At 69.1% G+C, this 20,205-nt stretch carries 19 protein-coding genes; 14 read left to right on the top strand and 5 right to left on the bottom strand.

The genetic code is table 11. The features are described 5' to 3' along the window. Positions 1 to 13: 13 nt before the first annotated feature. From thrC to VXM69_RS29170, 4 genes are all read left to right on the top strand, one after another. Positions 14 to 1,465, top strand: coding sequence for a threonine synthase (gene thrC / locus VXM69_RS29185; RefSeq protein ID WP_069245638.1), 1,452 nt, complete (start codon positions 14 to 16; stop codon positions 1,463 to 1,465). 234 nt (positions 1,466 to 1,699) lie between these two features. Next, on the top strand, positions 1,700 to 2,947 hold the full coding sequence (glp, locus tag VXM69_RS29180) for a gephyrin-like molybdotransferase Glp (protein WP_034188670.1): 1,248 nt from the start codon (positions 1,700 to 1,702) through the stop codon (positions 2,945 to 2,947). A 19-nt stretch (positions 2,948 to 2,966) separates the two neighbouring features. Further along, on the top strand, positions 2,967 to 3,224 hold the full coding sequence (moaD, locus tag VXM69_RS29175) for a molybdopterin converting factor subunit 1 (protein ID WP_034188669.1): 258 nt from the start codon (positions 2,967 to 2,969) through the stop codon (positions 3,222 to 3,224). Between the two features lie 10 nt (positions 3,225 to 3,234). Then, positions 3,235 to 3,711 carry a molybdenum cofactor biosynthesis protein MoaE gene (locus tag VXM69_RS29170; RefSeq protein WP_034188668.1) on the top strand — a complete coding sequence of 159 codons (477 nt, stop codon included), beginning with the start codon at positions 3,235 to 3,237 and terminating at the stop codon, positions 3,709 to 3,711. A gap of 51 nt (positions 3,712 to 3,762) precedes the next feature. On the opposite strand, the gene VXM69_RS29165 is transcribed toward VXM69_RS29170, so the two are convergent. Beyond that, a complete protein-coding gene (locus tag VXM69_RS29165) occupies positions 3,763 to 4,323 on the bottom strand; it encodes a group III truncated hemoglobin (protein WP_034188667.1) in 561 nt (186 codons plus the stop codon). A gap of 252 nt (positions 4,324 to 4,575) precedes the next feature. Here VXM69_RS29165 and VXM69_RS29160 point away from each other — a divergent pair, with 252 nt between their 5' ends. Further along, positions 4,576 to 5,094 (top strand): Rrf2 family transcriptional regulator, encoded by a 519-nt coding sequence (locus tag VXM69_RS29160; RefSeq protein WP_049035025.1) that lies wholly within the window; start codon positions 4,576 to 4,578, stop codon positions 5,092 to 5,094. Positions 5,095 to 5,251: 157 nt separating this feature from the next. Continuing rightward, positions 5,252 to 7,849: an ATP-dependent chaperone ClpB gene (gene clpB / locus VXM69_RS29155; protein ID WP_367189638.1), complete on the top strand. Its 2,598-nt coding sequence runs from the start codon at positions 5,252 to 5,254 to the stop codon at positions 7,847 to 7,849. Positions 7,850 to 7,966: 117 nt separating this feature from the next. Here the strand turns inward: clpB and VXM69_RS29150 are convergent, their stop codons facing one another. Both VXM69_RS29150 and VXM69_RS29145 read right to left on the bottom strand, forming a co-directional pair. Continuing rightward, positions 7,967 to 8,398: a YidB family protein gene (locus VXM69_RS29150; protein ID WP_034188664.1), complete on the bottom strand. Its 432-nt coding sequence runs from the start codon at positions 8,396 to 8,398 to the stop codon at positions 7,967 to 7,969. Between the two features lie 88 nt (positions 8,399 to 8,486). Beyond that, complete coding sequence (locus tag VXM69_RS29145) at positions 8,487 to 9,098, bottom strand: helix-hairpin-helix domain-containing protein (protein ID WP_034188663.1); 612 nt, start codon at positions 9,096 to 9,098, stop codon at positions 8,487 to 8,489. A 286-nt stretch (positions 9,099 to 9,384) separates the two neighbouring features. Here VXM69_RS29145 and VXM69_RS29140 point away from each other — a divergent pair, with 286 nt between their 5' ends. Beyond that, complete coding sequence (locus VXM69_RS29140) at positions 9,385 to 9,846, top strand: MerR family transcriptional regulator (RefSeq protein WP_343727376.1); 462 nt, start codon at positions 9,385 to 9,387, stop codon at positions 9,844 to 9,846. After that, positions 9,830 to 10,264 (top strand): carboxymuconolactone decarboxylase family protein, encoded by a 435-nt coding sequence (locus tag VXM69_RS29135; RefSeq protein WP_034188661.1) that lies wholly within the window; start codon positions 9,830 to 9,832, stop codon positions 10,262 to 10,264. The genes VXM69_RS29140 and VXM69_RS29135 overlap by 17 nt, the downstream gene beginning before the upstream one ends. Before the next feature lie 19 nt (positions 10,265 to 10,283). Here VXM69_RS29135 and VXM69_RS29130 read toward each other — a convergent pair whose 3' ends face one another. After that, positions 10,284 to 12,200 carry a sigma-54-dependent Fis family transcriptional regulator gene (locus VXM69_RS29130; RefSeq protein WP_069245637.1) on the bottom strand — a complete coding sequence of 639 codons (1,917 nt, stop codon included), beginning with the start codon at positions 12,198 to 12,200 and terminating at the stop codon, positions 10,284 to 10,286. A 519-nt stretch (positions 12,201 to 12,719) separates the two neighbouring features. Here VXM69_RS29130 and VXM69_RS29125 point away from each other — a divergent pair. The 6 genes from VXM69_RS29125 (at position 12,720) to lipA (ending at position 18,821) form a co-directional block, all read left to right on the top strand. Continuing rightward, a complete protein-coding gene (locus VXM69_RS29125) occupies positions 12,720 to 13,778 on the top strand; it encodes an NAD(+)/NADH kinase (RefSeq protein ID WP_034188659.1) in 1,059 nt (352 codons plus the stop codon). Between the two features lie 59 nt (positions 13,779 to 13,837). After that, complete coding sequence (locus tag VXM69_RS29120) at positions 13,838 to 14,614, top strand: SDR family NAD(P)-dependent oxidoreductase (protein ID WP_367189637.1); 777 nt, start codon at positions 13,838 to 13,840, stop codon at positions 14,612 to 14,614. 76 nt (positions 14,615 to 14,690) lie between these two features. Next, positions 14,691 to 15,674 carry a thiamine pyrophosphate-dependent dehydrogenase E1 component subunit alpha gene (locus VXM69_RS29115; protein WP_034188657.1) on the top strand — a complete coding sequence of 328 codons (984 nt, stop codon included), beginning with the start codon at positions 14,691 to 14,693 and terminating at the stop codon, positions 15,672 to 15,674. A 54-nt stretch (positions 15,675 to 15,728) separates the two neighbouring features. Continuing rightward, positions 15,729 to 16,733 carry an alpha-ketoacid dehydrogenase subunit beta gene (locus VXM69_RS29110; protein WP_175028809.1) on the top strand — a complete coding sequence of 335 codons (1,005 nt, stop codon included), beginning with the start codon at positions 15,729 to 15,731 and terminating at the stop codon, positions 16,731 to 16,733. A 4-nt stretch (positions 16,734 to 16,737) separates the two neighbouring features. Continuing rightward, positions 16,738 to 17,853, top strand: coding sequence for an acetoin dehydrogenase dihydrolipoyllysine-residue acetyltransferase subunit (locus tag VXM69_RS29105; RefSeq protein ID WP_226228491.1), 1,116 nt, complete (start codon positions 16,738 to 16,740; stop codon positions 17,851 to 17,853). Between the two features lie 2 nt (positions 17,854 to 17,855). Further along, the gene (gene lipA, locus VXM69_RS29100; RefSeq protein ID WP_367189636.1) at positions 17,856 to 18,821 is read left to right on the top strand and encodes a lipoyl synthase; all 966 of its coding nucleotides are present in this window, start codon (positions 17,856 to 17,858) and stop codon (positions 18,819 to 18,821) included. Positions 18,822 to 18,832: 11 nt separating this feature from the next. On the opposite strand, the gene VXM69_RS29095 is transcribed toward lipA, so the two are convergent. Then, positions 18,833 to 20,203: an MATE family efflux transporter gene (locus VXM69_RS29095; protein WP_226228494.1), complete on the bottom strand. Its 1,371-nt coding sequence runs from the start codon at positions 20,201 to 20,203 to the stop codon at positions 18,833 to 18,835. Positions 20,204 to 20,205: the final 2 nt, after the last annotated feature.

Below are 20,205 nucleotides of genomic sequence, written 5' to 3'. Positions count from 1 at the left end.
GACGGAAAGCGACATGAACTACATCTCCACGCGCGGCGCCGGCATCGGCGAGCGCCATACGTTCTCCGACATCCTGCTCGGCGGTCTCGCGAAGGACGGCGGGCTCTACCTGCCGGCCGAGTATCCGCGGGTGTCCGCCGACGAGCTCGCGCGCTGGCGCACGCTGTCGTACGCGGATCTCGCGTTCGAGATCCTGTCGAAGTTCTGCGACGACGTCCCGGCCGACGACCTGCGCGCGATCACACGCCGCACGTACACGGCCGACGTGTACCGCAACACGCGCCACGGCGAGAACGCGTCCGACATCACGCCGCTGAAGACGCTCGGCACCGAGCATGGCGCGGCGCTGTCGCTGCTCGAGCTGTCGAACGGCCCGACGCTGGCGTTCAAGGACATGGCGATGCAGTTGCTCGGCAACCTGTTCGAGTACACGCTCGCGAAGCACGGCGAAGCGCTGAACATCCTCGGCGCGACGTCGGGCGACACGGGCAGCGCGGCCGAATACGCGATGCGCGGCAAGGCCGGCGTGCGCGTGTTCATGCTGTCGCCGCACAAGAAGATGAGCGCGTTCCAGACGGCCCAGATGTTCAGCCTGCAGGACCCGAACATCTTCAACCTCGCAGTGGAAGGCGTGTTCGACGACTGCCAGGACATCGTGAAGGCCGTGTCGAACGATCACGCGTTCAAGGCGCAGCAGAAGATCGGCACGGTCAACTCGATCAACTGGGCGCGCGTCGTCGCGCAGGTCGTGTACTACTTCAAGGGCTACTTCGCGGCGACGCAGTCCAACGACGAGCGCGTGTCGTTCACGGTGCCGTCGGGCAACTTCGGCAACGTCTGCGCGGGCCACATCGCGCGGATGATGGGGCTGCCGATCGCGAAGCTCGTGGTCGCGACCAACGAGAACGACGTGCTCGACGAGTTCTTCCGCACGGGCGCGTATCGCGTGCGCAGCGCCGAGAATACGTATCACACGAGCAGCCCGAGCATGGACATCTCGAAGGCGTCGAATTTCGAGCGTTTCGTGTTCGACCTGCTCGGCCGCGATCCGGCGCGCGTGATGCAGCTGTTCCGCGACGTCGAGGAGAAGGGCGGTTTCGATCTCGCGGCGAGCGGCGATTTCGCGCGCGTCGCCGAGTTCGGCTTCGTGTCGGGCCGCAGCAGCCACGCCGACCGGATCGCGACGATTCGCGACGTGTTCTCGCGTTACGACACGATGATCGACACGCACACGGCCGACGGCGTGAAGGTCGCACGCGAGCACCTGGATGCCGGCGTGCCGATGGTCGTGCTCGAGACGGCGCAGCCGATCAAGTTCGGCGAGACGATCCGCGAGGCGCTCGATCGCGAAGCCGAGCGGCCGGCCGCGTTCGACGGGCTCGAGGCGCTGCCGCAGCGCTTCGAGGTCGTGAAGGCCGATGCCCGGCAGGTGAAGGACTTCATCGTCGCCCATACGGGTGCATGACGCACGGCCGGGCCCGCGGGCCCGGCTGCGCGGGACGGCCGGAACGCCGATTCGTCGAACGGATCGGGGTTCCGGCCGTTTCGTTTGGCGCCCGGGCATGGCCTGTCGCGCGAAACAAGTGCCAGACCCGCGCGTTCGCGCCGATCACAGTTTTCGCATGTCCGCCATATCGCGCGCCGGTGCGACGGCGTCGCTACAATGACGTATTGACTCCAACGATCCCCGATTCCATCGATGTCGAACCCGAATCCCGCGGCGCCGCGCGCGCCGATGCTGTCGACCGCCGAGGCGCTCGCCGCGCTGCTCGATGCCGCGAAGCCGCTGCCCGGCGCGGAGACCGTCGCCACGCTCGATGCGCTCGGCCGCGTGCTGGCCGCCGACGTGAGCTCGCCGCTCGACGTGCCGCCGATGCATACGAGCGCGATGGACGGCTATGCGGTGCGCGTCGCCGACCTGCTGCACGGCGATCGGCGGTTGCCGGTGTCGCAGCGCATTCCGGCCGGCCATCCGGCTGGGCCGCTCGCGGCCGGCACGGCCGCGCGGATCTTCACCGGCGCAACGGTGCCGCCCGGCGCCGACGCGGTCGTGATGCAGGAGCAGGCATCGGCCGACGGCGACGCGGTCGAGATCCTGCACACGCCGAAGGCCGGTGAATGGATCACCGCGCAGGGCGCGGACATCCGCCAGGGTTCGGTGATCCTGCCGGCCGGCACGCGGCTCACGCCGCAGGCGCTCGGTCTGGCCGCATCGGTCGGCTGCGCGCAGCTGTCGGTCGCACGGCGGATTCGCGTCGCCGTGTTCTTCACCGGCGACGAACTGACGATGCCGGGCGAGCCGCTGAAGCCCGGCGCGATCTACAACTCGAACCGCTTCACGCTGCGCGGGTTGCTGGAGCGGCTCGGCTGCCACGTGACCGACTACGGGATCGTGCCCGATTCGCTCGCCGCGACGCGCGACACGCTGCGCGAGGCCGCGCGCGATCACGACGTGATCCTGACGAGCGGCGGCGTATCGGTCGGCGACGAGGATCACGTGAAGCCCGCCGTCGAGGCCGAAGGGCGGCTCGCGCTGTGGCAGATCGCGATGAAGCCCGGCAAGCCGCTCGCGTACGGCGCGGTGCGCCGCGGCGACGAGCGTGCGGACGCGCACTTCATCGGCTTGCCCGGCAACCCCGTGTCGAGCTTCGTCACGTTCCTGCTGTTCGTGCGGCCGTTCCTGCTGCGCCTGTCCGGCGTGCGTGACGTCGCGCCGCGCGCACTGTCGCTGCGTGCGGACTTTTCGCAAGGCAAGGGCGACCGGCGCAACGAATTCCTGCGTGCGCGCGTCAACGCGGCCGGCGGGCTCGACCTGTTTCCGAACCAGAGCTCGGCGGTGCTGACGTCGACGGTCTGGGGCGACGGCCTGATCGACAACCCGCCGCAGCACGTGATCAGCGCCGGCGAGACCGTCCGTTTCATTCCGTTTTCCGAACTGCTGTCGTAACGCGACGGCTTCCCGAACCATGAAGATTCAGCTGAAATTTTTTGCAAGCGTGCGCGAGGCACTGGGTGTCGCCGACGAAGCGGCAACCGTGCCGGACAGCGTGACGACCGTCGGCGACGTGCGCGCCTGGTTGCGCGTGCGCGGCGGCGTATGGGCCGAGACGCTCGCCGAGGGGCGCGCGCTGCGCATGGCCTGCAACCACGAGATGACCGATCCCGACACGCGGCTCACCGAAGGCTGCGAGGTCGCGTTCTTTCCGCCGGTGACGGGCGGCTGAGGGGCGCGCGATGGCAACGGTACGAGTCCAGGCCGACGATTTCGATCTGAATGCCGAAGTCGCGGCATTGCGCGCGCGCAACCCGAAGATCGGCGCCGTCGCGTGTTTCGTCGGCACGGTGCGCGACCTGAACGAAGGCGATTCGGTTGCCGCGATGGAGCTCGAGCACTATCCGGGGATGACCGAGAAGGCGCTCGAGAAGATTGCCGCCGAGGCCGGCCGGCGCTGGCCGGGCATCGACGTCGCGATCGTGCATCGCGTCGGCAGGCTGCTGCCGCTCGACCAGATCGTGATGGTCGCGACGGTCGCGTCGCACCGCGGCGATGCATTCGCGTCGTGCGAATTCGTGATGGACTATCTGAAGACCGAGGCGCCGTTCTGGAAGAAGGAAACGACGCCGGACGGCGAGCGCTGGGTCGATGCGCGCAGCACCGACGATGCCGCGCTCGCGCGCTGGGGCGTCGAGTCGGGCAATACGCCGCGCTAGGCGGTGCGTCGATCTGCCGCGGGTGGTGCGCCCGGCGTCACGGGCCGCGCGTCACGCGTCCGGGTCGGCGCTGCGTCCGACGATCTTCGTCGGAAACGGTTCGCCGCGGGCACGCGACGGCAGCGCGTGCGGATCGTCGCCCGCGTCGCGGCGGCGCGGCGCGATCGCATCGAGCAGCGCCTGCTGCTCGGGCGGAATCCGATAATCCCAGCCGAATCGGCTCAACTGCAGGCTCTGGGCGATCCGCAGCGCGGGCGCCATGAAGCGGATCGCCGCGGGCGGCGCGTAGCGCGCCTCGACGGTCCTCAGGAACAGCGCCAGCCAGCGGCTGAAATGGGCCGGCTCGATCCCGTCGAGCGGCTGGTGCGCCTGCTGCACGTTGCCGCGATAGCCTTTGGTGCCGAGTACGAGGCTCGACCAGAACGTGACCATCTTCGGCAGGTGGTCGTCCCAGCGGCCGGCCAGCTTCGCGTCGAACACGGGTCCGAGCAGCGGGTCGGCGCGCACGCGGTCGTAGAACGCGTAGACGAGCGCGCGGATGTTGTCTTCGGTCGGCTCGGTGTCGCGAGGGCGGGCCGGTGCGGTTTCGGGCGAGGCGGGCAGGGCATTCATGGCAAAAAGGGGCCGGTAGATCGGAGTGCTGACGGGCAGTGGCGGGAGGGCAGGCAGGACGCCGGTCGGATTTTGTCGCAAAATAGCGTCCAATACCCGCTGAAAAACGCGCAAGTGTCATGCATCTTATTGCGCGCACGCGATCCCGGCAACCCGGGGTCGCGGAACGGGACCGTCAGCCGGCCCCCGCACGCCCCGCGATCGGCCCGGCCCGCGTCATCGGGGCACGATCGATCATTTCCGTATCCGTCCATGAGACTCACTGACTACACCGACTATTCGCTGCGCGTGATGCTGTACCTTGCCGTGCGCGGCGAGGGGCTCGCGACGATCCAGGAGATCTCGGATGCCTACGGCATCTCGAAGAACCATCTGATGAAAGTCGTGCAGCAGCTCGGCGAGCTGGGATGGGTCGACACGGTTCGCGGCCGCAACGGCGGGCTGCGGCTCTTCCCGGCATCGCTCGAGTTGACGGTCGGCCAGGTCGTGCGCGCGACCGAGAGCGACTTCGCGCTGGTCGGCTGTTTCGCGACCGACGGCGGCGAATCGCGCGGCTGCGTGATCGAGCCGCGGTGCCGCCTGAAAGGCGTGCTGGCGGCCGCGCGCGATGCGTTCTTCGCCGAGCTCGACCGTCACCGGCTCGGCGAGCTGGCCGAGCCCGCGTCGCCGCTCGCGGCGCTGCTCGGCATCCGTCCGGTCGTGCCCGTGCGTGCCGAATCGTCGCCGGACGACCCATCGGCGACCGCCGAGCCGCCGTCGGCGGCCGGCTGACGCGCGCGCGCCGCGTCCCGCGATCCGAACGCGGCCCGTCCCGGGGCCGCTTCCGGCCTATCCAGCAATTTTTGCGCTGAATCAACCCGAATTTGGCTTGAAAGCCGCATAACCATCCTTATCTTGGTGTTAATCGAAAATTGGAGGTCTCGACTAAATGAGAATCGACAAGCTCACCACCAAGTTCCAGGAAGCACTCGCGGACGCGCAAAGCCTCGCGGCAGGCCGCGACAATCAATACATCGAACCCGTTCACGTCCTCGCGGCGCTGGTCGCGCAGCAGGACGGGTCCGCCCGCTCGCTGATGTCGCGCGCGGGTGTTCACGTGCAGGCGTTGCAAGGCGCGCTGAACGAAGCCATTTCGCGCTTGCCGCAAGTGACGGGCACGGGCGGCGACATCCAGATCGGCCGTGAACTGGCCGGGCTGCTGAACCAGGCCGACAAGGAAGCGCAGAAGCTCAACGACACGTTCATCGCGAGTGAAATGTTCCTGCTCGCCGCGTCCGACGACAAGGGCGAAGCCGGCAAGCTCGCGCGCCAGCACGGCCTCACGCGCAAGGCGCTCGAAGCCGCGATCGCCGCGGTGCGCGGCGGCTCGCAGGTGCATAGCCAGGATGCGGAAAGCCAGCGCGAGGCGCTGAAGAAGTACACGGTCGACCTGACCGAGCGGGCCCGTGCGGGCAAGCTCGATCCGGTGATCGGCCGCGACGACGAAATCCGCCGCTCGATCCAGATCCTGCAGCGCCGCACCAAGAACAACCCGGTGCTGATCGGCGAGCCGGGCGTCGGCAAGACCGCGATCGTCGAAGGGCTCGCGCAACGGATCGTCAACGGCGAAGTGCCGGAGACGCTGAAGGGCAAGCGCGTGCTGTCGCTCGACATGGCGGCGCTGCTCGCCGGCGCGAAGTATCGCGGTGAATTCGAGGAGCGCCTGAAGGCCGTGCTCAACGACATCGCGAAGGACGAAGGCCGGACGATCGTCTTCATCGACGAAATCCACACGATGGTCGGTGCGGGCAAGGCCGAAGGCGCGATGGATGCGGGCAACATGCTGAAGCCGGCGCTGTCGCGCGGCGAGCTGCACTGCATCGGCGCGACCACGCTCGACGAATACCGCAAGTACATCGAGAAGGATGCCGCGCTCGAACGCCGCTTCCAGAAGGTGCTCGTCGACGAGCCGAGCGTCGAGGCGACGATCGCGATCCTGCGCGGGCTGCAGGAGAAGTACGAACTGCACCACGGCGTTGACATCACCGACCCGGCGATCGTCGCCGCGGCCGAGCTGTCGCACCGCTACATCACCGACCGCTTCCTGCCCGACAAGGCGATCGACCTGATCGACGAAGCCGCTTCGAAGATCAAGATGGAAATCGATTCGAAGCCCGAAGAGATGGACAAGCTCGACCGCCGGCTGATCCAGCTGAAGATCGAGCGCGAGGCCGTGAAGAAGGAGCAGGACGAAGCGTCGCAGAAGCGCCTGCAGCTGATCGAGGAAGAGATCGAGCGCCTCGGCCGCGAGTACGCGGACCTGGAAGAGATCTGGACCGCCGAGAAGGCCGCGGTGCAGGGCAGCGCACAGCTCAAGGAAGAGATCGAGAAGGTGCGCGCGGACATCGCGAGGCTGCAGCGTAACGGCAAGCTGGAGAAGGTCGCCGAGTTGCAGTACGGCAAGCTGCCGCAGCTCGAGGCGCAGCTGAAGCAGGTCACGCAGGCCGAAGAGCAGGAGCAGCACAACCCGACGCGTCCGCGCCTGTTGCGCACGCAGGTCGGCGCCGAGGAAATCGCGGAAGTCGTGTCGCGCTCGACCGGGATCCCCGTGTCGCGGATGATGCAGGGCGAACGCGAGAAGCTGCTGCACATCGAGGAAAAGCTGCACGAGCGCGTGGTCGGGCAGGACGAGGCGATCAGTGCGGTGGCCGATGCGATCCGTCGTTCGCGCGCGGGTCTCGCCGATCCGAACCGTCCGTACGGCTCGTTCCTGTTCCTCGGCCCGACGGGCGTCGGCAAGACCGAGCTGTGCAAGGCGCTGGCGTCGTTCCTGTTCGATTCGGAAGAGCACCTGATCCGCATCGACATGAGCGAGTTCATGGAGAAGCACAGCGTCGCCCGGCTGATCGGCGCGCCGCCGGGTTATGTCGGCTACGAGGAAGGCGGTTACCTGACGGAAGCCGTGCGTCGCAAGCCGTACAGCGTGATCCTGCTCGACGAGATCGAGAAGGCGCACCCGGACGTGTTCAACGTGCTGCTGCAGGTGCTCGACGACGGCCGCATGACGGACGGGCAGGGGCGGACGGTCGACTTCAAGAACACGGTGATCGTGATGACGTCGAACCTCGGCTCGCAGGTGATCCAGGCGATGACGGGCGCGCCGCAGGAAGAGATCAAGGACGCGGTGTGGCTCGAGGTGAAGCAGCATTTCCGCCCCGAGTTCCTGAACCGGATCGACGACGTCGTCGTGTTCCATGCGCTCGACCGCAGCAACATCGAGTCGATCGCGAAGATCCAGCTCGCCCGCCTGCACGACCGGCTCGCGAAGCTCGACATGGCGCTCGACGTGTCGCCGGCGGCGCTCGAACAGATCGGCAAGGTCGGCTACGATCCGCTGTTCGGCGCGCGGCCGCTGAAGCGCGCGATCCAGCAGGAGATCGAGAACCCGGTCGCGAAGCTGATCCTCGCGGGCCGTTTCGGTCCGAAGGACGTGATTCCGGTCGACGTCAACGACGGCAAGTTCGTGTTCGACCGCGTCGTTCACTGATCGCCTGCCATCGGTTGCCCGCCCGGTTCGCGCCGGGCGCGCAAAAACAAACACCCCGCCTCGGCGGGGTGTTTGCTTATGGGGCGGCCGAACGGGCCGCCGCGCGGGCCGGGACGCTCAGCCCTGCTTGTTGCCGCCGAACATGCCGGCGAGCTGCGTGAGCGTGCCGAGCACGTTCGACGTGTCGACCTGGCCGCCGGCCGGCACTTCGCCGTTCGGCGTCGCGCCGTTGACCACGTGCGGCAGCACCTGCGCGAGGATCGACGAGGCCTGCGACGGGTCGATGCCGACCTTGCTCGCGAGCGAGCCGACGACGTCGGAGCCCAGCACGTTCTGCAGCGTGTCGGCCGAGATCGGCTGGTTTTCGCCGTTGCCGACCCACGAACCGATGATGTCGCCGGCGCCACCGGCCTTGAATTTCTCGATCAGGCCGTTCAGGCCGCCCGGCTGGTTGTTGATGAATTCGAGCGCGGTGGTGATCAGCGCGCTTTGCGAGTTGCCGCCGGCCTGGCCGCCGATCAGACCGCCAACGATGTCGAGGAGACCCATGGTTCTTCACCTTCACTGAAAAGGGCGCCGTGACGACGGCGCCCGTTGAACGAATGCCGCGCGCACGCCGTCGCGCGCGCGGCGCACATCAGGCGCCCGACGCCGCGGCGGCGGAGGCTGCCTTGTCCTTCTTGCTCTTCTTCTTCGAACCCTTCGTCGCCTTCGTGGACGACGCGGCGGCCGGTGCGCTCGCACCCGCGTCGGCGGATGCCGCCGCCGCTGCCGCTGCCTTTTCCTTCTTCGATGCGCGCTTCGCCTTGGCCGGCTTCGCCGCCGCATCCGGTGCGCTGGCCGCCGGGGCCGGCGTCGCAGCCGTCGTGCCGGCCGTCGCGGTCGTGGACGTCGATGCGGTGCCTGCCGAGGTCGTGGCCGGCGTGGTGGCCGGTGCCGTTGCGGCCGGCTTCGACAGCTTGACGCCCTTCGGCGGCGTCGACGAGCCGCCGATCGTCAGGCCGTTTTCCTCCAGATGCCCGACCGACTTCGTGCCGAGACCCTTCACGCGGTTCGCGAGATCGTCGGCGTCCTTGAACGGGCCGTTCTTGGTGCGTTCGTCGATGATCGCCTTCGACTTCACGGGCCCGAGACCCTTCACGGATTCGAGCGCGGCCTGGTCGGCCGTGTTGACTTCGACGGCCGCGGCAAGGCCGGCGGCAAGCGACAGCGACAGCGCGACGAACAGCATCAGCAGCTTTTTCAGCATGGCAAAGGCTCCCTGGTTCTGACGGATGAATGGCTGTTGCAACGGACGGCGGGGCGCGAGGTGGCCGGGCGTCGCCGTTAAGCATAGGACAAATGCGTGCCCTTTTTAAGACAGGCTGACTGAATCTTGCTGAAGGCTTGCGGTGCTGTAAAGGCCGAAACCCGCGCCGGGCGCCGCTTTTGACCATTGTTTACGGTGTCGCCGGGGGCGAGCGGATCGTCGTCGCGCTGGCCGTGCGATCACGCTTGACTTAGAGTGAACTCTAACTCCTAACCTTGTTCCTGCCATGTCGAAAACCGTATCCCCATCCTCCTCCGCCGGTCCGCTGACGATCGGGCAAGTCGCCGAACTGACGGGCGTGTCGACGCACACGTTGCGGTACTACGAGCAGGCCGGGCTGCTGCGCGCGATTTCGCGCACGGCGGCCGGGCACCGGCTCTATGCGCCGGCCGACCTTGCCGGGCTGGCCTTCGTGATGCGCCTGAAGGCGACCGGCATGCCGATCGCGCAGATCCAGGCGTTCGCGGTGCTGCGCGAGCAGGGCGAGTCGACGTTCGGCGCGCGGCGCGACTTGCTGGTCGCACATCGCGACGCGGTGCGCGCGCATATCGCGGAGCTGCAGGCGAACCTCGATGCGATCGGCGACAAGATCGCGTACTACGAGGCGCAGGAACGGGAAACGGAACGACGGGTGAAACCTTCTCTCTCTTTATCGGAACAGGACGGACACGATGGAACGACTCGTTGAGGATCGCTACACGCGCGGCTGGAACAAACTGAAGGAAATCGACGGCGAAGCGGGCGAACGCGTGATCGCGGCGCTGGCGCCGATCGCGCCGGACTTCGCGCGGCTCCTGGTCGAATTCAGCTTCGGCGACATCTACAGCCGGCCGCAGCTCGACCTGAAAGCACGCGAAATCGCGACGATCGCGGCGCTGGCCGCGCTCGGCAACGCGCAGCCGCAGTTGAAGGTGCATATCGAGGCCGCGCTGAACGTCGGCTGCACGCGCGACGAGATCGTCGAGGTGTTCATGCAGATGGCCGTGTATGCGGGGATGCCGGCCGCGCTGAACGCGTTGTTTGCCGCGCACGAGGTGTTCAAGCGGCGCGACGAAACGGCCGGCGTGACGGACGATGCGAACGAAGCGGCCGGGCAGCCCGCATGACGGAGCGTGCGCCCGCGCGTCACGCGCGGTGCGGTGCGACGATCCGGTACTTCGCGATGCGCCGGTACAGCGTCGCGCGCGACATGCCGAGCGCCTGCGCGGCCGCGTCGGGCCGCCAGCGATGCGCGGTGAGCGCGGCGACGATGCGGCCGCGTTCGTCGTCGGGCAGCGCGCCCGGCGGAGCACCGCCGAGTTGAGCGGCGAGCTCGGCCGGCAGGTCGCGCCGCGTCACGCGCGCGGCGTCGCACACCGCGCACGCGTAGCGCAGGACGTTGCGCAGTTGCCGCACGTTGCCGGGCCACGCGTATGCGGCGAGGTGTTCGGCGAGCGTCGGATCGAGCGTGAGCACGTGGCCGGTCGCCTGCGCTTCCTCGGCGAACACGGCGGCAATCACGTCGCGCACGTCCGTGCGTGCGCGCAGCGGCGGCAGTTCGAACGTCGCGCCGCTCAGGCGGTAGTACAGGTCTTCGCGGAAGGTCCCGTCGGCCACCATCCGCGCGAGATCGCGGTGCGTCGCGCAGATCACGTCGAGATCGACGCGCACGGGCGTATCGCTGCCGAGCGGCACGACCTCGCCGTCGGCGAGGACGCGCAGCAGGCGCGTCTGCAGCGCGAGCGGCATGTCGCCGATTTCATCGAGAAACAGCGTGCCGCCGTCGGCGAGCGCGATCTTGCCGCGCGCGCCGTGCTTGCGTGCGCCGGTGAACGCACCGGCCGCATAACCGAACAGTTCGCTCTCGATCAGCGCGTCGGGCAGCGCGCCGCAGTTGACGGCGACGAACGGCCGCGCGCGCCGTGCGCCGGCGTCGTGGATCGCGCGGGCGAACACCTCCTTGCCCGCACCGGTTTCGCCGAGCACGAGAATCGGCAGCCGTTTGCTCGCGACCCGCAGCGCGAGTTCGGCCTGTTGCGCGATATGCGCATCGCTGCTGTGCAGGAACGGCGTCAGCGCGCCGACGTTGCGCGGCGCGGTGCCCGCGCGGCGCGATACGGTGCCGGGCTCGCGGCCCGCGCGTCGTAGCGGCGCCCGCAACCGCGCATAGAGCGGTGCGCCGGTGGCGCGCAGCCGCAGCGCGACGATCGTATCGAGCCGCGCGGCATCGCGCAGCGGCATCTCGGTCGCATCGAAGATCTCGTCGATATGGCGCGGCTCGCGCAGCGCCGGCAGCGCGTCGCGTGCCTGCCGGTTCGCGGCGACGATGTTGCCGCATTCGTCGAACGCGATCATCCATTCCGGTTGCGCCTCGACGTAGTGACGGTTCGGATGCCCGAACAGGATCCAGTGCTGCGCGGTGCTGTGCACGAAGTAGCCGTCCTCGATCAGCGCCGCGCTTTGCCGCACGAGCTGGTAGACGAGGCGCTGGCTGTCGCGGCCGTCGGGCGAATGCACGGCCGACGCGTCGAGCACGCCGATCAGTTCGCCGCCCGGCGAGAAGATCGGCGCGGCGCTGCAGGTGAGCGTCGTGAACGCCGCGCGAAAGTGATCGGTCTTGTGCACGGTGATCGGCGCGAGATCGGTCAGCACGCTCGCGACGCCGCAGGTGCCTTCCTCGCTTTCCGACCAGCACGAGCCGATGTGCAGCCCCGCATGGCGGAAGTCGTTGCGGCGCTCGCGGTCGATCCGGTAGTCGATCGTCACGCCGTGCGCGTCGGTCAGCATCACGCAGTAGTCGGCGACGCGGATCATGTCGTGCAGCCGCGTCAGGCATTGGCCCGACGCGCGCAGGAACGCCTCTTCCTTGTCGCGCACTTCGCGCAGCTCGGCCGCGGTCAGCACACGCGGGCCGATCGACGAAGCGGGGTCGAGACGGTAGCGCTCCAGCGACCGTTGCCACGACGATACGAGGCGCGCGGAGTCGGCCGGCGCGGGCAGGCGTCCGGCGAGCGCGCCGAGCACGCGGTCGGCGTGCTGGGCCTGGGGAACGGCGTAGGGCATGGTCGGCTCCGGTTCCGTACGGCGGGGAATGCGATGTTCTTGTAGCACATCCCGTTCGGCGGATCACATTGCATCGCAGCACGCGGCCGGCGTGAGACGTTCGTCTCACCGGTCGCTCGCCGTGTCTCGCGCGCGTGAGACATCCGCATGCACGGCGCACGGTGGCCGTCCGGCCGGCCGACGCCCGCGTCGAGCCGCGCGCGTGCGGGGTTTGCGGGCAGGGCGGCGCGCAAGCGCAGAGGCCGGGGCGATCGTTTCGTCGCATCGGCTGCGTGAGACGCACGGGCGGATTCGCCAGGTGCCGTGTCGTCACGGTCACGAAGCGCGAACGCGTGCCTGCCTGTCGCGCCAGTGTGCACGCGGGTTCCGCGGTCGTCGCAGCGACGATGGCACGCCGCTTGCAGAGATCACGGGCAAGCCGATGCGGTCGCGTCGGCGACGACGATCCGCCGCCCGTCGATGGCAGCGGACGACACAGACCGGGCCGGCATGGCCGGTCCACTGGATGGAGACGAACCCGTGACGACGCCCGTTACCGTCGGCGTGATCGCGAACCCCGCATCGGGGCGCGACATCCGCCGCCTCACGACGCATGCATCCGTGTTTCCGACGGCCGAGAAGGCGAACATGATCGTGCGCCTGCTGGCCGGCCTCGGTGCGATGGGCGTCGAGCGCGTGCTGACGTTGCGCGACCGCACGGGCATCGCGACGCTGCTACTGCGCGCGATCGACACGCATCGCGCGGTCGCGCCGCACGAACGCTGGCCCGAGGTCGAGTTCGTCGACCTGCCGATCACCGATACCGTCGCCGACACGCAGGCCGGCGCCGCGTACCTGCACCGGATGGAAGTCGCGCTGATCGTCGTGCTCGGTGGCGACGGTACCCATCGCGCGGTGGCCGCGCATTGCGGCGCGACGCCGCTCGTCGCGCTGTCCACCGGCACCAACAATGCGTTTCCCGAACATCGCGAGGCGACCGTCGCCGGCGTCGCGGCAGGGCTCGCCGCGACCGGCGCCGTGCCCGCCGAGGTCGCGTTCGTGCGCAACAAGCGGCTCGTCGTGCGCTGTGCGGCGGGCGCGCAGCCGGGGCGCGAGGAGATCGCGCTCGTCGACGTGTGCGCCGCGCGGCAGCGCTTCATCGGCGCACGTGCGATCTCCGGGTCCGACGACCTCGACGCGCTCTACCTGACCTTCGCGGAACCGGACGGCATCGGGCTGTCCGCGCTCGGCGGCGCGTGGGCGCCGCTCGAACGCAGCGCGCCGCACGGGCTTGCGATGCGCTTCGCGGAAGCCGGCAACGCAGCCGGCACGCCGCTCGTCGCACCGATCGCGCCGGGGCGCGTCGATCGCGTCGTGATGCGCAGTTGCGAGCGGCTCGAGCCGGACACGTGGCAGGCGATTCCGTTCGAACGCGGCACGCTCGCGTTCGACGGCGAGCGCGAGATCGAGGTCGCGCGCGGCGAGCGCTACGAAATCTCGCTCGACTGGCGCGGACCGCTGACGGTCGACGTCGGCCGCACGCTGCGCTACGCGTCGTCGCGGCAATTGCTGCGCAGCGCCGGCGCGTGGCGCGACTGAGCATCCGGTTTGATGCAAGACGCTTCGCCATCCAGCACGATTTTCAAGGAGACATCGTCATGACAACCGTTCTCGAAGGACAGGTCGCCATCGTCACCGGCGGCGCGCGCGGCATCGGCCGCGGCATCGCGCTGACGCTTGCCGGCGCGGGCGCCGACATCCTGCTGGCCGACCTGCTCGACGACGCGCTCGACGCCACCGCGCGCGAGGTGCGTGCGCTCGGCCGCCGGGCGGCGGTCGCGAAGGTCGACGTCACGCAGGCCGCGCAGGTCGACGCGATGGTCGCGCAGGCGCTCGCCGAACTCGGCGGGCTCGACATCCTCGTGAACTGCGCGGGCGTGATCAGCATTCATCCGGTCGCCGAACTGACCGAGCGCGACTGGGATGTCGTGATGGACGTGAACGCGAAGGGCACGTTCCTCGGTTGCCGCGCGGCGCTCGCGCACCTGAAGGCGCAGGGTCGCGGCCGGATCATCAACGTCGCGTCGATCGCGGGCAAGGAGGGTTTTCCGAATCTCGCGCACTACAGCGCATCGAAATTCGCGGTCGTCGGCTTCACCAACGCGCTCGCGAAGGAACTCGCGCGCGACGGCGTGACCGTCAACGCGATCTGCCCCGGCATCGTCCGGACCGACATGTGGGACCGGTTGTCCGAAGCATGGAAGACCGACGGCGAAACGGTCGAGCAATCGTGGCAGCGGCACCAGTTGACGCTGATCCCGCAGGGCCGCGCGCAGACGCCGGAGGACATGGGCCGGCTCGCGCTGTTCTTCGCGACGATGGACAACGTGACGGGCCAGGCCGTGAACGTCGACGGCGGTTTCACGTTCCATTGACGGCCGCCGGCCGTGCAATCCGCCGCCGCGGCACGGACGCGGCGGCATTCGCAGTCAAACCTACCAGGAGACACACATGACCGCTTCGACCCAGCTCAGCAGGGACACGCTGCTGGACGCCTACCGGCTGATGCGCACGATCCGCGAATTCGAGGAGCGCCTGCACGTCGAATTCGCGACCGGGGAGATTCCCGGCTTCGTTCACCTGTACGCGGGCGAGGAGGCGTCCGCGGTCGGCACGATGCTGCATCTCGGCCTCGCCGATTACGTTGCCACCACGCACCGCGGTCACGGCCATTGCATCGCGAAGGGCGTCGACGTGCACGGGATGATGGCCGAGATCTACGGCAAGAAGACGGGCGTCTGCCACGGCAAGGGCGGCTCGATGCACATCGCCGACCTGTCGATGGGGATGCTCGGCGCGAACGGGATCGTCGGCGCGGGCGGCCCGCTCGTGTGCGGCGCGGCGCTCGCGGCGAAGCACAAGAAGACGGGCGGTGTCGGCGTGTGCTTCTTCGGCGACGGCGCGTCGAACCAGGGCGTGATCTTCGAATCGATGAACCTGGCGTCGGTGTGGCGCCTGCCCGCGATCTTCGTCGCCGAAAACAACGGCTACGCGGAAGCGACGTCGTCGAGCTGGTCGGTCGCGACCGACAACATCGCCGACCGCGCGAACGGGTTCGGGATGCCGGGCGTGATCGTCGACGGCTTCGACTTCTTCGCGGTGCACGAAGCGCTCGGCGAAGCCGTCGAGCGCGCGCGCAACGGCGGCGGCCCGACGCTGGTCGAGGTGAAGTTCACGCGCTATTTCGGCCATTTCGAAGGCGATGCGCAAACCTACCGCGCGCCGGGCGAGGTACAGAAGCTGCGCGACGAGAAGGACTGCCTGAAGCATTTCGAGACGCGTGTCGTGCGTGCCGAAGCGCTGACGACGGCCGACCTGCGCGCGGTCGACGCGCAGGTCAAGGCGCTGATCGACGACGCGGTCGCGCAGGCGAAGGCCGCGCCGGTGCCGGATGCCGCCGACCTGCTGGCCGACGTCTACGTGTCGTATCCGTGAGCGCGGCCTGACATCGCGGCCGGCACGGCAAACCGAACATTCCAGGAGACAGACATGGCAAGGAAGATCACTTATTCGCAGGCGATCAACGAAGCGCTCGCGCAGGAAATGGCGCGCGACGACAGCGTGATCGTGATGGGCGAGGACAACGCGGGCGGCGCGGGCGCGCCGGGCGAGGACGATGCATGGGGCGGCGTCCTCGGCGTGACGAAAGGGCTGTTCCACAAGTTTCCGGGCCGCGTGCTCGATACGCCGCTGTCGGAGGGCGGCTACATCGGCGCGGCGGTCGGCGCGGCCGCATGCGGGATGCGGCCCGTCGCGGAACTGATGTTCATCGATTTCATGGGCGTGTGCTTCGACCAGATCTTCAACCAGGCCGCGAAATTCCGCTACATGTTCGGCGGCAAGGCCGTGACGCCGGTCGTGATTCGCGCGATGTACGGCGCCGGGTTGCGCGCGGCCGCCCAGCACTCGCAGATGCTGACGTCGCTGTTCACGCACATTCCCGGGCTGAAGGTCGTGTGCCCGTCGACGCCGTACGACGCCAAGGGGCTGCTGATCCAGGCGATCCGCGACAACGATCCCGTGATCTTCCTCGAACACAAGCTGCTCTATACGCGCGAAGGCGACGTGCCGGAGGAGTCCTATGCGATTCCGTTCGGCGAGGCGAACGTGGTTCGCGACGGTGACGACGTGACGATCGTCACGTACGGCCGGATGGTGCATCTCGCGATGGACGCGGCCGCGAAGCTCGCGAAGGACGGCATCCAGTGCGACGTGATCGACCTGCGCACGACGTCGCCGCTCGACGAGGAGACGATTCTCGAAAGCGCCGAACGCACGGGGCGCGTGGTGGTCGTCGACGAAGCGAATCCGCGCTGCTCGATCGCGACCGACATCGCCGCGCTCGTCGCGCAGCGCGCGTTCCATTCGCTGAAGGCGCCGATCGGGCTCGTCACCGCGCCGCATACGCCGGCGCCGTTCGCGAGCGTGCTGGAAGACCTGTACATCCCGTCCGCCGATGCGATTGGGCAGGCGGTCCTGAAGACGAGGAGCTGACACGATGTCGATTCACATGATCACGATGCCCAAGTGGGGGCTGTCGATGGAGCAGGGGCAGGTCAACGGCTGGCTGAAGGCGATCGGCGAACGCGTGACGAAGGGCGATGAGCTGCTCGACGTCGAGACCGACAAGATCTCGTCGGGCGTCGAGTGCGCGTTCGACGGCACGCTGCGCCGGCAGGTCGCGCAGGAAGGCGAGACGCTGCCGGTCGGCGCGCTGCTCGGCGTCGTCGCGGCCGCCGAGGCGAGCGATGCCGACATCGATGCGGCGATCGCCGACTTCCAGCGCGATTTCGTGCCGAGCGCCGCCACCGACGAGGCTGCCGGCCCGCAGCCCGAGAAGGCGCAGATCGGCGGCCGCACGGTGCGCTTCCTGAAGCTCGGCGACGGGGCAGGCACGCCTGCCGTGCTGATCCACGGTTTCGGCGGCGACCTGAACAACTGGCTGTTCAATCACGCGGATCTCGCCGCGCACCGGCCGGTGTGGGCGCTCGACCTGCCCGGTCACGGCGAGTCGGGCAAGGCGCTCGATACGGGCAGCCTCGACGAACTCGCCGATGCGGTGCTCGCGCTGCTCGATGCGCAGCACATCGAGCACGCGCACCTGATCGGCCATTCGATGGGCGGCGCGGTCGCGATGGCGGCGGCCGAGCGCGCGCCGCAACGGGTCGCGTCGCTGACGCTGATCGCGAGCGCGGGGCTCGGCACCGACATCAACCGTGCCTACATCGACGGCTTCGTCGCCGGCAACAGCCGCAACACGCTGAAGCCGCACCTCGGCGCGCTGTTCGCCGACCACGCGCTGGTGACGCGGCAGCTCGTCGAGGATCTCGTCAAGTACAAGCGGCTCGAAGGCGTGCAGGCCGCACTGGAGAAGATCGCGAACGCCGCGTTCGACGGCGCCGCCCAGCGGCGCGTGTTCCGCGACCGGCTCGCGACGCTTGCGCCGCGCACGCTCGTGATCTGGGGCGAGCGCGACCAGGTGATTCCCGCCCAGCATGCGCGGGGCCTGCCTGACGGCGTGCGTGCCGAGGTGATCGCCGGCAGCGGGCACATGGTGCAGATGGAGGCGGCCGCCGACGTGAACCGCCTGATCGTCGCGTTTCTCGGAGCGTGACGATGGCTGCCGCGCCCGAACGATCCAGCCTCACGGCGCTCGGCCAGCCGGGCGCGCGCAGCCGCGACAAGCTCGCGCGCATTCCGGTGCGCGTCGAGCCCGCGGCCGGCGCGGCGCTGCCGAAACCGCCGTGGCTGCGCGCGCGGCCGATGATGAGCGCGGCGGTGGCCGACATGGCCGCCGTGCTGCGCGAGCATCGGCTGCATTCCGTCTGCGAGGAGGCGATGTGTCCGAACATCGGTGAATGCTTCGCGCAGCGCGCCGCGACCTTCATGATCATGGGCGGCCTGTGCACGCGGCGCTGCCCGTTCTGCGATGTCGCGCACGGCCGTCCCGAGCCGCTCGATCCCGACGAGCCGGCACGGCTGGCCGCCGCGGCCGCCGCGCTCGGGCTGCGCTACGTCGTGATCACGTCGGTCGATCGCGACGACCTGCGCGACGGCGGCGCCGCGCATTTCGCCGCGTGCATCGCGGCGGTGCGCGCGAGCGTGCCCGGCATCGGTGTCGAGGTATTGACGCCGGACTTCCGCGGCCGCGTGGCGCGTGCGCTCGATGCGCTGTCGACGGCCTGGCCGGACGTGTTCAACCACAACGTCGAGACGGTGCCGTCGCACTATCGCGCGGCGCGGCCGGGCGCCGACTATCGCGGTTCGCTCGACCTGCTCTTGCAGGCCAAGCGCGCGCGGCCGGGGCTGGTGACGAAGTCGGGATTGATGCTCGGGCTCGGCGAGCGTGACGACGAAGTGCGCGACACGCTGCGCGACCTGCGCGCGCATGACGTCGACGTGCTGACGCTCGGCCAGTATCTCGCGCCGTCGGCGCACCATCTGCCGGTGCGGCGTTACGTGAGCCCGGAGGCGTTCGCCGCGTGGCGCGGCGAGGCGCTCGCACTCGGTTTCAGGGAAGTCGTCGCCGGCCCGCTCGTGCGGTCGTCATATCACGCGGCCGACGTGCTGGAGGACGCGTAGCGGGCCGTGCGTCAGGCGGCGGAGGCGGCGGAGGCGGCGGAGGCGTGCGCACGACTCACGCGGCGCAGGTACAGCGCGAGCCCGGCGCCCGCGAGCATCAGGCTGACGGTGTTCGCGAACCAGAAGCCGCGCGCGCCTGTCAGCCATGCGGGAGCGATGCCGCCGACGTCGAAGCCGAGCACGTAGCCGCCGCTCAGGCCGATGCCCCACAGCGCGACCGCATAGATCACGGTCGGCACGACGGCGACCTTGTACGCGCGCAGCACGAACGCCGACGTGACCTGCAGCGCATCGAAGCAGTGGTAGCACGCGACGATCGCGACGAGCGGCATCGCGGCCGCGGCGACGGCCGGGTTCGGCGTATAGCCGCCGATGATCAGCGGGCGCAGCGTGAACACGAGCACGCCGTAGGCGGCCGCCACGCCGCACGCGAACATCACGCTGTGCCGGCCGAGCAGCCGCGCTTCTTCCGGGCGCCCGGCGCCGAGCGCGCGCGCGACCAGTGTCGACGCCGCCACGCCGATCGACAGCGGCGTCATGTACAGCACCGCGCCGATGTTGCCGGCGATCTGGTGGCCGGCGAGCGTCGTCGTGCCGAACTGCGCGATGAACAGCGCCATGCAGGTGTACGACGTGACCTCGATCAGGTACGACAGGCCCATCGGCACGCCGAGCTTGAGGATGGCCTTCTGGCGTGCCCAGACGGGCCAGCAGAAGCGCGAGAAGATCGCGAGCGGCGCGAACACGTCGAGCTTCGCGAGCAGCGTGTAGCCGATCAGCGCGAGCGCCCAGTTGATCAGCGTGCTGGCGAGCCCGCAGCCCGGGCCGCCCAGGGCCGGCACGCCGAACCCGCCGAAGATGAACCACACGTTGAGCGGAAACTTGAGCAGCAGCGCGCCGATCTGCAGGATCATCGCGAGCCGCGGCTTGCCGGCCGCGTTGGTCAGCGCGTTGTAGATGCGAAAGACGAGGCTGGCGGGCAGCCCGTACGACAGGATGCGCAGGTAGTCGACGGTGCGCTCGTGCAGCGCGGCAGGCGCATGCGCGATGCGCAGCAGCGGCTCGGGAAAATGCAGCAGCAGGAAGCCGGGAATCGCGAGCAGCAGCGCGAGCCACAGCGCCTGGCGTACTTCCTCGCCGATTTCGGTATAGCGCCGCGCGCCGTACAACTGCCCGGTGATCGGCTGCAGCGCGGACAGGATGCCCGTCAGGCCGATATAGATCGACACGTAGATCGACGACCCGAGCCCGAGCGCGGCGAGATCGACGGCCGAGTAGCGGCCGACCATCGCGGTGTCGATCACGCCGAACGCGATGATCGCGAGCTGGCCGACGAGCACCGGCCACGCGAGACCGACGATCCGGCGGATGTCGCCGAACATCG

The organism is Burkholderia sp. Ed8 (assembly GCF_040761425.1).
Taxonomy (GTDB): Bacteria; Pseudomonadota; Gammaproteobacteria; order Burkholderiales; family Burkholderiaceae; genus Burkholderia; species Burkholderia seminalis.
This window is presented reverse-complemented; position numbering and strand designations above follow the sequence as displayed.

What these genes read in the sequence shown, in the direction of transcription:
- thrC (WP_069245638.1), top strand. Translation starts at nt 14, where the DNA reads ATGAACTACATCTCCACGCGCGGCGCCGGCATCGGCGAGCGCCATACG.
- glp (WP_034188670.1), top strand. Translation starts at nt 1,700, where the DNA reads ATGTCGAACCCGAATCCCGCGGCGCCGCGCGCGCCGATGCTGTCGACC.
- moaD (WP_034188669.1), top strand. Translation starts at nt 2,967, where the DNA reads ATGAAGATTCAGCTGAAATTTTTTGCAAGCGTGCGCGAGGCACTGGGT.
- VXM69_RS29170 (WP_034188668.1), top strand. Translation starts at nt 3,235, where the DNA reads ATGGCAACGGTACGAGTCCAGGCCGACGATTTCGATCTGAATGCCGAA.
- VXM69_RS29165 (WP_034188667.1), bottom strand. Translation starts at nt 4,323, where the DNA reads ATGAATGCCCTGCCCGCCTCGCCCGAAACCGCACCGGCCCGCCCTCGC.
- VXM69_RS29160 (WP_049035025.1), top strand. Translation starts at nt 4,576, where the DNA reads ATGAGACTCACTGACTACACCGACTATTCGCTGCGCGTGATGCTGTAC.
- clpB (WP_367189638.1), top strand. Translation starts at nt 5,252, where the DNA reads ATGAGAATCGACAAGCTCACCACCAAGTTCCAGGAAGCACTCGCGGAC.
- VXM69_RS29150 (WP_034188664.1), bottom strand. Translation starts at nt 8,398, where the DNA reads ATGGGTCTCCTCGACATCGTTGGCGGTCTGATCGGCGGCCAGGCCGGC.
- VXM69_RS29145 (WP_034188663.1), bottom strand. Translation starts at nt 9,098, where the DNA reads ATGCTGAAAAAGCTGCTGATGCTGTTCGTCGCGCTGTCGCTGTCGCTT.
- VXM69_RS29140 (WP_343727376.1), top strand. Translation starts at nt 9,385, where the DNA reads ATGTCGAAAACCGTATCCCCATCCTCCTCCGCCGGTCCGCTGACGATC.
- VXM69_RS29135 (WP_034188661.1), top strand. Translation starts at nt 9,830, where the DNA reads ATGGAACGACTCGTTGAGGATCGCTACACGCGCGGCTGGAACAAACTG.
- VXM69_RS29130 (WP_069245637.1), bottom strand. Translation starts at nt 12,200, where the DNA reads ATGCCCTACGCCGTTCCCCAGGCCCAGCACGCCGACCGCGTGCTCGGC.
- VXM69_RS29120 (WP_367189637.1), top strand. Translation starts at nt 13,838, where the DNA reads ATGACAACCGTTCTCGAAGGACAGGTCGCCATCGTCACCGGCGGCGCG.
- VXM69_RS29115 (WP_034188657.1), top strand. Translation starts at nt 14,691, where the DNA reads ATGACCGCTTCGACCCAGCTCAGCAGGGACACGCTGCTGGACGCCTAC.
- VXM69_RS29110 (WP_175028809.1), top strand. Translation starts at nt 15,729, where the DNA reads ATGGCAAGGAAGATCACTTATTCGCAGGCGATCAACGAAGCGCTCGCG.
- VXM69_RS29105 (WP_226228491.1), top strand. Translation starts at nt 16,738, where the DNA reads ATGTCGATTCACATGATCACGATGCCCAAGTGGGGGCTGTCGATGGAG.
- lipA (WP_367189636.1), top strand. Translation starts at nt 17,856, where the DNA reads ATGGCTGCCGCGCCCGAACGATCCAGCCTCACGGCGCTCGGCCAGCCG.
- VXM69_RS29095 (WP_226228494.1), bottom strand. Translation starts at nt 20,203, where the DNA reads ATGTTCGGCGACATCCGCCGGATCGTCGGTCTCGCGTGGCCGGTGCTC.